The following is an 11,559-nucleotide window of genomic DNA, read 5'->3' on the forward strand; positions in this document are numbered from 1 at the left end:
AATGAAAATGCGCCTCAAATACATCGTGGAGGACACCGACCGCCACGGAACCGTTCGCCTCTACTACCGCCGCCCCGGCGAACCTAAAATCCGACTGCGTGGACCTATAGGGTCAGCAGAGTTTTTGACAGACTACCGCCGCGCAGCCGCTGGACCTGCCAAACCCCGCACCGCCCCAAAAATTGGCAGCGTGGTAAAAGGGTCAATCAAGGGTCTCTGCGTGGACTACTACAAATCCGCCATGTTCCGCGAACTGGACCCACGCACCCAAAAAGTGCGGCGTGGAATCCTAGAGCGATTTTGCCAGCATAAATCTGACGGGGATAAACCCTACCGGATGCTGCTGCCCCGTCACATCCGCGCCCGCCGCGACGAAATGATGGACCGCCCCGAAGCCGCTAACGGCATGGTGATAGCCCTACGCCAAGTGTTCAAGTTTGCCATGCGTTACGACTTACACGACACTAACCCTGCGCTGGGAATTGAATACCTGTCCGGCAATGCTGACGGATTCCATTCGTGGACGCTGGACGAAATCGAGCAATTCGAGAACACCCACGCCGTTGGAACCTCTGCCCGCCTTGCCCTGTCGCTTGCCCTCTACACCGGACAGCGCCGTGCCGATCTGGTGACGTTTGGAAAACAGCACGTTCGGGATGGGTGGCTGTCCTTCACACAGCACAAGAACCGCAACAGCAAACCCGTGCGGATGGAAATTCCGATCATCCCCGTTTTGCAGCGCACGATTGACGCCAGCCCTACCGGCGATCTGACGTTTCTGGTGACGGCATTTAATCGCCCCTTCACATCAAACGGATTCGGAAATCGGTTCCGCAAATGGTGCGACGAAGCAGGGCTGGAAAACTGTTCTATCCACGGGCTGCGCAAAGCCGCCGCCGCGCGACTCGCGGAGTTGGGCTGCACCGAACAAGAGATAATGGCGATCACCGGACACCGTACGTCTAAAGAGGTTACGCGGTACACCCGTGCAGCAAGTCAAAAGACCCGCGCAGAAAGCGCCTTGCGGCGCATGTCAGACGGTCAAAACGGGAACAAAAGTGTCCCACTTTTAGACGTCGTGGTAGAGGGTGGGACAATTTCCGACCCTAACAAACTGAAAGGAAACGGAAAAATATAATAGTGGTGCCCAGGGGCGGAATCGAACCACCGACACGAGGATTTTCAAGCCAGTAAGGGCTGATTTTCTGCGATTCTCTGCGCGTTACCGTGAACAGAATTCGGATAATTAATTTCGATTATCCATCTGATTTAAATAGACAAATGATTTCCGCAGACTACTCATGCCAGTTTATCTGGCTTCGAGGTAGCACGCACCCTCTGTCCCACCATTGTCCCACTGGAACGCGGCCCGCATATCATTCCAAGCACAGGAGGAAGACATCATGGCAAGAGTAGAATTGACAGACAAATTCATTAAAGGCCGTAAGGTTGAGACGCGGACCGACTTTACAGACGCGAAGTCAGCCGGCTTGATCCTTAACGTATATCCGTCGGGACAAAAAACCTTCTCATTCCGGTTGCGCGGCCCGGACGGAAATCGTCAGAGGGCGAACATTGGGCACTACGGGAATATAAGCCTGTCTGAAGCCCGGGTTTCGGCAGCTGATCTTCGGAAGCGATTGAAGGCTGGCGAAAACATCACGGCTGCGGCACAGAAAGCCGCTGAAGCCAAAGCCGCTGCGTTGCTTGCCGAAATACCTACGCTCCAGCTGCTCGTGGAAGAATATGAGGAAATCATGGCCCCGAAGCGAAAAACGTGGAAGCCCACCGTGAATGGTAAAGCGAGTGAAGCAAGACGCCGCATTGAGCGCGTATTTCAATCGCACCTACTATCGCCAGTAACCGAAATTGGTCTGGAAGACCTGGCCCATTCAATGAACACTTATGTTCCTCGATCCGGAAAGGGCACCGCGAATGGCCAGGTATCACGAGCAAGATCATATCTGATGACAATGTTCGATTGGGCCGCTCATCGTAATAAATTTCACAAGATCGGCTTGGGAAGACGCCGTAAGCTCGATCTTGTGGACGTGCGTCAAACATATGATCCGTCTATCGACGATCATTCTATCACGGGTGAGCGTGACCGCGCGCTCGACCATCTTGAGCTCGCGCGTGTGTTACCGCTGCTTGTCTGGCCTGCTCCAGAATGTCTGGGCCTCAAAACACTCCCGATATACGATCTGCGAGCCGTCTCCCTGAAATTCCTCCTGCTCACCGCTGCCCGTTTGTCTGAAATGGTCGACATGAAGTGGAAGGACTACCGAGAGCAGGTTGGAATCTGGCACAAGCCCTACGTCAAGACGATATCCGGCCCTCCAAAACAGCAAAGTTTGCCGCTTTCGGACGCGGCCATCGCCTTGCTGCAAGGGCTGCCAAATTACGACACTCGCAAACCCGATGATCTTGTGTTTCCGAACTCCGAAGGTGGGGGGCTGGACAACTGGCAGCGCATCAACAGCGCGATCCACCGAGAGAGCCAAACCAGCGACTGGCATCGTCACGACCTGCGAAGGACTGGCGCAACGATCATGAAATTGTTGGGGGTATCACCCCGTGTGATAGATGAGATTCTGGCGCACAACGCGTCAAGTAAGGATGATGGAAATTCGCAGGCGTTGGAGAATTACTTTGCTTCGACCCACCTCCTTAAGCATGTAGAGCATCCGCAAAAGGTGGCATTAGACAAGCTGGCGGACGCACTGGCTTATATTGAAAGTGATTCACAATAGTAAGTCGATCAATTGAAAAATTGTTGGGGTGACGTCGACACCCAAAGCAATAGAATTTCCGTCATTCTATCCAAATAACGTAATTGGAGCTTGATAATGTTTACCGATTGCACATGTTGCGCGTTGATATACGGTGAACGCAAATCTGATTTTCAAATGGTTGAAAGTTCCTCGGTTTGCTTCGAATCTGGAGGGGGATGCGCGGCCGGAAGATGACCCCCGGGGGTTCTTCCAGTTGAGGTTGGCGATCCATTACTTTGCGAGTTCACATGGAGCGGCAACACGGCGATATCTTTTCACCGCGTCGATATTACCTTGTCCGACGGTCGGCACATTTAGATTACGGGTCCCACTGCACTTTCGGCGGCTCTGGGTGTGGTGCAGCGATTACCCCGCAATCAATACCCGAACCACGGCCGGAGCAACCGGTGTTCAGCGCCCCTTACGCCCAAGCAGAGTGCGCGGCATTTCAGCGATGATGTCTTTTCGGATCACGTCAAGCTTTGCGTCGCTCTTGCCTGAGTTGATCTCCATAGATTCCCGCAGCGTGGTGCGCGTGTCTTTCAACTCGTCGCGCAGCCGCTCGGACAGGCGCGCTTCCATCTGTGCGGCGATTTCTGTGAGCTTTTGCTCAACAATCGCCTCTACCAATGCGGGCAAATCCCGGGTCAGGGTTTCCATGGCCCCGCTCTGCTCGGACAGGTTTTTTGCCGATGACTCTAGCGTGGAAAAAGCCGTTTTAGCCTGATCCAGCATTGACTCAACACCGGCCAGAGCTTCGCCAAGCTCAACGAGTTGCTCCTCGAGCGCCTCGATCCGCGCGATCGCGTCACTGAGTTTCTGACCAGATGCTTTTACCTTTTCAATCGCGTCGAAACCTTCTTTGAATGACATCAATGCCTCATATTGCCAGGGCCAGCTCACTGGCCATTTCATTTAACAGCGCCGCTTCAACCGAGCGCGCTGGAATCGCCTCGTGGATTTCAAGCAACTGCTGCCGTTCGGGTTTGCCCTCGACTAACCACGCCCCGATGATGTCGCTGGCGGCTGTGCTACTTGATGCTACTTTTGCAAGCAGGTCCCGGCCCGGACCGTTCCAGAGAAACAACGCCCCCTTTGGCACTGCAGCGCGAAATCGCATCGTCGCCTCGGAGCCGGGTGTTCTCTCTGTTATCAGATGGAGAAAGGCACTTGCAAGATTGAGCCCCGGACTTTCCTGCGTGCCTTCAAGCAAGCGCGACAACTGCGCGGACAGTTTGCGTAGTGCGGAGTGATCCTTGAGCATTTGCTGTCCGGGCAATGTGATCAGATCACTGATCACCGCTGTCACCTCGTCAATTGACATGTCGCGCAACGCGGCCAGTTGAAACGCATTGCTGTCGACCTTGAAGAACGCTTCGAGCCCCTCGCGGAATTCAACCGCGCGCTCAGGTGTGAAGGCATGACTCTCACGATAGAGATTCCATGTCGATTCCAGACGACTGCCAAGTTGCTTTCGCCGCACCCAGTTCAGAAGCTGTCGATAAAGTTCGGTCCAGTTGTCGCGGCCGGTCTTCAGGGCGTTTAGGTGTTCGACCGTCGCGGATTCAGCTCCCTTTCCGTCAACGGCTTGAATCCTCGATATGATCGCGGTGCAGGCATCTGCAAACGACGTATTCAGCCGACGCACCTCGACCGCCTGCACCGAAAGGTCATCGCCAGCCCCGCGCCCCCAGTCTGTCACGGCCCAAGGCGTGATCAGCCCCATTTGATACAGCCGGTAAAGTGTGATCTGGAAGCGCTGCCCAGAATGCGCGACATCTCCCATCTGGCCGGCACGAATCATCAGTGTTTCGGTTGTGCAGTTCCGCACGATCTCGTGCAGCCGGGCAACAAGCGCCAGTTCTTCTTCTTGTGAAATCAACCCCTGGGCAAGAAACCAGAGTTGCGAACGAAAATCGCCCCTTACCGGCTTACGACCACCATCCTTACCTTCCAACTCCGCTTTGATCGCGTTCGGGTTCAGATTGGCAGACAGCCTGAGATAAATCTGCTCGGCCTCGTCTTCCTCAGGGCGGAACAACATATGGCAATCCGCGTGCTCACGGTCCCGCCCCGCCCGGCCTGCTTCCTGATAGAAAGCTTCCATCGAACCGGGCATTCCAGCATGCAATGTGTGGCGCACATCGGGTTTGTTAACCCCCATGCCGAATGCCTTGGTTGTAACGATCGTGTCAAGGTGGCCCGATTTCCAGAGGTTCTGAACGGTCTGTTTGTAATCTTCAAAAGTCTTGGGGATCGGCAGGTTCGGATTGCGCAAACGCTCGAACGCCTTCTCGACATCGAATGTTTTTGGCGCAGAGCCGGAGAAGAGCCCGACACGCAACCCAAGCCCTGCATTCGCCAGCATCGTTGAAAGGCGTTCCACGCCAGCAGGTCCGTTGACATAGCGCGAAAAGATATGCACCTGTGGAGGCGCGTTTCCCTCTGTTTTGGTGAATATCCGATTTATCTCTCTCGCAACCTGTTCGGGTGTGCTCAATTCCTTTCGGATCGAGAAATTCAGTTCGGTCCGGCTGCGGTGCATCTCATAAGCAACCAATTCGTCAGGGATCTGGAATTCGCTTTGAATATCTCGCAAAACGTTGACGCTTGCGGTTGCTGTCAGACCCAGAACGGGGACATCATCAGCAAGACTTCGGAGTGTTCCCGGCAGTGTCAGATAGGATGGGCGGAAGTCATGGCCCCATTCGCTCATGCAGTGGACCTCGTCGATGACAAACATACGCAATCGGTCTTTTTCTCGCAGTCGCCGGACAATATGGCGGAATTTTTCGGTTTGGAACCGCTCGGGTGAGACAAAGACAAATCGCATCTCGCCGCGCAATATCCGCTCGCCGTAAACTTCATCGCGCAGACGTGCGGGCATGTCGCCGTCAATGTTGACGACCCGGCCTGAAAACCCTGCCGCTTCAAGTTCGGCAACGTGATCGCGGCCAAGCGCCTTGATCGGAACCACCACGATCGCTGTGCCTGGCCCCAAAAGCGCAGGAACTTGGAAACACAGTGATTTGCCACCCCCAGTTGGCATCAGACCAAGTGATTTCTGCCCCGAGATCGCATTGAGGATAAGCGTGTCCTGACCAGGGCGAAAGTTCTCGTGACCAAACACGCGCCGACTTAGCTCCGTCAGGTCGGCAACCGAGGGAGGGGTGTCTGACAGCTCTGTGGTATCCTCAGTGGCGAGATAGGAAACCCCAAAATTGCGCAGGCGCGCCTTGCGCCCAGGCGTGATTGTGAAGGGATGATCCTGAACCGCGCCTGTGCAAATGACGATACCTTCCACACGGCATGTTTCGTCATCGGCACGCGAGAACAACCGCATGTCGAAATGCAGCCCCGTGTTGTCAAATTTGATCTCGGGCGGTGTAAACTCCGTATAGTTCAAACGCGCGAAAAGGCCAAACCAGTCGAACAGTTCTTCAATGGCCGAGGCCGCCCAGTTGTGCTCCGAGCGTGTCGCGAAATCTTGTGATATGTTCAATCGCCATTCTGGCTGATTCAGGTCTAGTTGACGGTGGGAGATGGCCAGCATGATCGCAATCTGAAGCCGGATCACAGCCGTCAGGTCGAACCGAAGCGATGGCGCGGCAGCCTGCCGGTCGGCAGTAAATTTGCGATAGGCTTTCAAACGCGTTGAGGCGTCACAACGGTCCCGCAAGCTGGCGATGAATGACACAAAATCTGCGTTTCTTTTGCGCAGGTCCTCTGTTTTCAAGCGCAGGGTAACAATGCCAAGCTTTTCAAGAAAGCGATCACGGGCGCGATCCTTCCAGGCCTGCCGTTGCTCCCCGTGCTGTCCGCCGTCAATCTCGATCACCAAATCCGCTTGAGGAAGATAAAAATCAACCTGCTCGTCATTAGGCCCGTCAATCAGATTTGACGGCGCACCGAGCCGCCGGAAAAGCGGATATTCCGGCACCAACAGTGCCTGAATGAAGGCCCATGGGCCAAGCTCTAAAGGAACGATACTTTCAATGAACTCATATGCAGGATTATATCCATCCCGTGCGCCACGGATCGTTTCATCCCAGACCGGAGGCCGGTCAGACATCAGCACCAAAGGTTCTTGCGACACTTTCCCCAAATCAAAGCTAAACAGTTCCTGAAGCTGCGGGGACGGCCGCGTTGGCGCACCACGCGTCAGAACAGCAAAGGTGTTCGCCACAAATCTCGCGCAAAGCCCGGGCGCACCTTGAAGTCCCGAGACATCGAACAGCATATCACCATCGAAATATCCAGCGCAGACCGGAACACGAGGGTTTCCTGATTGATGACCAGACGACACTCTAAGCATAAGTCCTTAATTTTGTTAACTTTGATTTCAGCTCGAGTAGATATTGTTTTCAAGGCAAAATTATGATTGGTCCCGCTGCGAAACAAAAGAGCCTCTCATGTGGGGCGATTTCGCAACATGAACAAATCAGGCCGTGTCATCAAGGTCGAGAAACAAACCACCCTTGTGGTCAGAGCCTCAACGCTCTGCCGTCCGCGGTCAGCCGCACGCTGGATCAGAAAGCACAGTGGCACTCGATAGCAAGAATCCATCAACTTCGATTGACGATGACATGCCGTTTTGATGTGTCACGGCACAATCTTGATCGTGGCTTGTTAATGCCTCAGAGAAGTCAAATTTAAAATACATATCAACTATATAATTAGCGCAGGAGAACGATGTGGCCTTGTTTCGAAAACCTTTTTTCAAGAGTGAAAACGCGGGTGTTGAAGATGAATACGTCACTGGCGTGAGGCATCTCCAACGAGGGGACATGAATGCAGCCAGTCGGCACTTGGTGAAAGCTGCTGAAGGTGGCCATGCTTCCGCATTCTATAATCTTTCAATCTTATGGGGCAGTGGTGCCGCAAGCCCTTATGATTTTGATGCGGCAGCTGACTGCTGGTATAAGGCAGCCGCCGCTGGCCACCCAAAAGCCCAAGAATCTTTGTGGCTTCTAGAGGCTGCTGACCGTGGCGGTTTCGGAACAGAAAACCTGATCGATATGGCATTGAAACAAGGGAAGAATGGCGCACTACTGAATTCCAATGTGATGATCTGTGCCGCCAGATTCTTTGATGTGACTTGCAAGAAATTCGGGGCGACAAATGACGTCATCGCGTATGAACTGGACGGCGCCGCATCGAGCGATTGGAAGTTTATCCACGCCTTCATTGAGCGAATGGGGATTGACCGTTCGTTTTATGAAGGTGGATTAAACCGCCTGTCAGAAGGGTCCGCTGCTGATCAAGTGACGGATGGACTGAATGAACTCGCAGTGGCAATGGGGCAGATTGGCTATGACCCGAACCTCATTGTGATGGCCCGGTGCTCAATCGTTGGATATATCATTCTGAAATCACCTTACGGACAGCACGCAGAACCTCTTCGAGGTTTGGACACATTTTTCAATTAGTTCAGTTGTGTAGAGACAATCAACCAAAGACAGGCCACTCGGCCCGTTCGAAATATTGCTGTGAGTGAAAATATGTGGCCCTTCTCGAAAACGAAGTCCAACTGTGAAACACACCCCCTGATCGAACAGTTCAGCGCACTGATGGAAAGTTCCAAATCTCTGGAATGGTTTGAAAATGTAGTTGGCGGTTGGAATATGGGGCTACCCCTTGATGTCGCATTCGATGTCCAAGAAGCCATCAATCTGTCATATACAATTACTTCTATGGCGGGGGTGAGTTCAACGGCGCTTGTAGATGCTGCCAAGAGCGGGGACTTCAAGGCAATCAATAAACAAATGCATCGTAGTAATAACGCGTTAAACGAGCGCGCAGCTGATACCTCCCGTAATTTCAGCCGCATCATTGAGTGGGCAAATGACCATGATTTACCGCAACTCCAAAGATGGGACGCAACCTTCTACAAACAAGCGGGTGTTCCTAGAAATATTCGCGGTCTTAACAATCTGCGTTTTTTGTTGGTGACCGAAGACCATGGGATCACGGAGATCCCGACCGAGATTTCGAAGCTTCCCTTACTCCAAGGAATCGCCATTACCAGCAACAAGATCACATCGATTCCGACTGAGATCTATCAGTGCGCATCCCTGCAGAGGCTCGACCTCGAGAATAATGACCTCACTCGTGTTGAAGATGGCATTCATGGGCTTGCAAACGTCCATGCGATTGACCTGAGCGGCAACAAGCTGGTTCATGTCACGCCCGATATCGCTCGTATGCCATCTCTTACCAAACTCGACATCCGAAAACAGAAGACCTCGATCGACATGATGCGCGCGAACGACACCCCGCTATCTGATGCAAGCCTCACAGCTTTGCATAATCTGGTAAGAAGTATCGATGTGAAGTATTGAGACTAAAACCTTCTCACTGGTGACGCGATATCGCCAAATGGTGAAATGTAAACAATGAATTGGAGGAATATTTATGTTTGGATTTGGAAAGTCGAAAAATGATTACCAAAAGATCTGCCAAGATCCGAAGGCGGTATACAATTTGCTTTATGCAAATCGAACAAAGACATCAGATATCTTGGGTGATGGCGATTTCATTAGTGCATGGCTCGATGGCGAAAAGCAGCAAGAAATCACCATGATAATCCGGCGGGAGGCCATTAACGGTGACGTGCCCTCTTTGAAGCAGATGGTATGGTTCCTCGGGATAATGCACCAAGAGATCACGGCGGCCAGCATTGAAAAGCAACAAAAACTGGAGGCCACAATAGGGATCCTTGGAGAAAGAGTCAATTATTGCAATCAATTGACCTCAAAAGGAAATCCGCAACACTACTATGCAATGGTTTCGTTGCAAAACTTATACAAAGCAATGCGCGAACTTAACAAGCCAGGGACACTGGTAAAGACGCGAGATACCCTAAATGAGATGGTCGAGCATGCTCAAGCCGTTATAAAAATGGGCAAAAATCATCCAGCGTTCGACGGCGACGCTGGGTTCATTGCTGATGCAGAAACTATTCTTCGCGAAGGTGAAGATTTAAGGATGGTTTTAAATGCAATGGGGGATAGCGTTTCGACACTTGACAAGGGGCGATAGTGCTCAGTGGAAGCCGGCCCAAACCTTACGTCAAGACGATCTCAAGTCCTCCAAAGCAACAACGCTTGTCGTTCTCGGACGCGGCCATCGAATTGTTTAATGGACCTCTGAATTTCGACGCATGCAGGCCCGATGATCTCGCTTTTCGATCTCCGAAGATGGACGCAGCCATCAGGTCGAAATAATCTGCTCAAAATAGCATACTTTACCTCATCCTCGCTGATCCGCCCACCATTCTCGTCGAAGAGATTCCGTTCGCACTTGATCTGCTCAAGCATCTACATCGTCAACAATGTCTGGTCACATATTACTTCTGCAAGCCCGACAAAGTGTTTGATCGCTTCGACTTAAACGTCGACCGTTCCGTCGGGACTTTAGAGTAAACACTTGAGGCGCTCGGAAAATGCTACAGGTCAGCTTTCTCCGTTCCGAGTTGCAAAGAGTAATAAACACTGTGATTATTGCCGCAAAACAAAAATGAGCGGCCGTAAAACGGGCTCACAAGCAGGCTGAGGAGCGGCGATGAGTAGTCGCAACGATAAAAAATACAGGATGTCGTTCTCAACCGGGGGCCTCTTCGTGAACGAAAGCGTCGAAGTTGCTCGGCACTTTCAGACAGGAGAAGCTTGGGCAGTGGCGCGGGAACGTTTGCTCGCTGAGAGCATCGCCAATCTGCCAAAACTCGCCTCTCAAACGCGAAGCTTGCGAGAAATTTATGATCGCGTTTCGCACCTGTCAGATGAAGAGCGCACCTACCTGTTAGAGGATGCCGACAGGCAGCAACAGCAGGCTGTTTTGTGGCTTGCGGTTTGTCGCACATACCGTTTCATTCAGGAATTCGCAGTCGAGGTCGTTCAGGACCGATACCAGTCTTGGCGATTGGACTTGGGGCACGAGACATTTGATCGATTTTTGGCAGAAAAGTCTGAATGGAATGAACATCTTGCCCAATTGTCGCCATCTACATGCGCCAAGTTGCGCCAAGTGCTATTCCGGGTAATGCGAGAGGCTGGCGTTTTGAACGACGACAATAAAATACAGGCAATGTGGCTTTCGCCGCGATTGACAGCTCTTGTCCGCGACGCAGACCCGAGTGAGTTACGAGTCTTCCCGGGCGTCACTAAAGACGGGTCCCAAGAATGAACGGCGTAATAGATCGCCGGACCCGAGCGGAACATCTCTTCAAGGTGGTATCCAGCAGTCGATTTCTTAACAAGCAAGGTCTCGGCAATGAGGTCCCGTTCTTCATCTGTCCCTTTGGCGCTGAAGACGGTCTGACGATGGTCGATGATCGTAAGGACCTGATTAACCGACTTGGACACGAGAGCGTTACTGTTTTGGATATAGATCTATATGACCTCTCTATGGAAATCCTTGCCGAACGGGAAATCCTCGACCAACTGCTCGACATTGAGCCCGACACCGAGAAAGCTGAACTGAAAGAAATGCTACAAGGGGTTTTGGATCCACAGGATCATCTTATTCCCAAAATAGCCGAGCGGATTGAAAATTCCGGCCATGACGTGATTTTCCTGTCTGGTGTGGGCGAGGTTTATCCGTATTTGAGATCCCATAATATCCTGAACAATCTACAAAGCACAGCAAAGGACAAACCAACTGTCCTGTTCTTTCCGGGCAATTACACTCATGCGCTGGCGACGGGAGCTTCTCTGGACCTGTTCGGCCTTTTACATGACGATAAATACTACCGCGCTTTTAATATTATGAATTACGAGGTTTGATC

Annotated in this window: 9 protein-coding genes; 7 read left to right on the forward strand and 2 right to left on the reverse strand. The window is 52.2% G+C overall.

The window, feature by feature from the left end:
* Position 1 precedes the first annotated feature (1 nt).
* Together OS189_RS12335 and OS189_RS12340 are read left to right on the forward strand one after the other, a co-directional pair.
* Entirely contained in the window at positions 2–1,138 is a 1,137-nt protein-coding gene (locus OS189_RS12335; RefSeq protein ID WP_267167629.1) for a tyrosine-type recombinase/integrase, read from the forward strand.
* A gap of 265 nt (positions 1,139–1,403) precedes the next feature.
* On the forward strand, positions 1,404–2,753 hold the full coding sequence (locus tag OS189_RS12340; protein WP_267167630.1) for a tyrosine-type recombinase/integrase: 1,350 nt from the start codon (positions 1,404–1,406) through the stop codon (positions 2,751–2,753).
* Between the two features lie 432 nt (positions 2,754–3,185).
* Here OS189_RS12340 and OS189_RS12345 read toward each other — a convergent pair whose 3' ends face one another.
* Both OS189_RS12345 and OS189_RS12350 read right to left on the reverse strand, forming a co-directional pair.
* Positions 3,186–3,647, reverse strand: coding sequence for a hypothetical protein (locus tag OS189_RS12345; RefSeq protein WP_267167631.1), 462 nt, complete (start codon positions 3,645–3,647; stop codon positions 3,186–3,188).
* 7 nt (positions 3,648–3,654) lie between these two features.
* The gene (locus OS189_RS12350; protein ID WP_267167632.1) at positions 3,655–6,960 is read right to left on the reverse strand and encodes a DEAD/DEAH box helicase; all 3,306 of its coding nucleotides are present in this window, start codon (positions 6,958–6,960) and stop codon (positions 3,655–3,657) included.
* Between the two features lie 508 nt (positions 6,961–7,468).
* On the opposite strand from OS189_RS12350, the gene OS189_RS12355 reads away from it, so the two are divergent.
* The 5 genes from OS189_RS12355 (at position 7,469) to OS189_RS12375 (ending at position 11,557) form a co-directional block, all read left to right on the forward strand.
* Positions 7,469–8,203 carry an SEL1-like repeat protein gene (locus OS189_RS12355; protein WP_267167633.1) on the forward strand — a complete coding sequence of 245 codons (735 nt, stop codon included), beginning with the start codon at positions 7,469–7,471 and terminating at the stop codon, positions 8,201–8,203.
* Between the two features lie 60 nt (positions 8,204–8,263).
* Entirely contained in the window at positions 8,264–9,115 is an 852-nt protein-coding gene (locus tag OS189_RS12360; protein WP_267167634.1) for a leucine-rich repeat domain-containing protein, read from the forward strand.
* Positions 9,116–9,188: 73 nt separating this feature from the next.
* Complete coding sequence (locus tag OS189_RS12365) at positions 9,189–9,815, forward strand: hypothetical protein (RefSeq protein WP_267167635.1); 627 nt, start codon at positions 9,189–9,191, stop codon at positions 9,813–9,815.
* A gap of 522 nt (positions 9,816–10,337) precedes the next feature.
* Positions 10,338–10,958 (forward strand): DUF1819 family protein, encoded by a 621-nt coding sequence (locus tag OS189_RS12370; protein ID WP_267167636.1) that lies wholly within the window; start codon positions 10,338–10,340, stop codon positions 10,956–10,958.
* Positions 10,955–11,557, forward strand: a complete 603-nt coding sequence (locus tag OS189_RS12375) for a DUF1788 domain-containing protein (protein ID WP_267167637.1) — start codon at positions 10,955–10,957, stop codon at positions 11,555–11,557. Before OS189_RS12370 ends, OS189_RS12375 begins: the two co-directional genes overlap by 4 nt.
* Positions 11,558–11,559: the final 2 nt, after the last annotated feature.

This window comes from Sulfitobacter sp. F26169L (assembly GCF_026410285.1).
Taxonomy (GTDB): Bacteria; Pseudomonadota; Alphaproteobacteria; order Rhodobacterales; family Rhodobacteraceae; genus Sulfitobacter.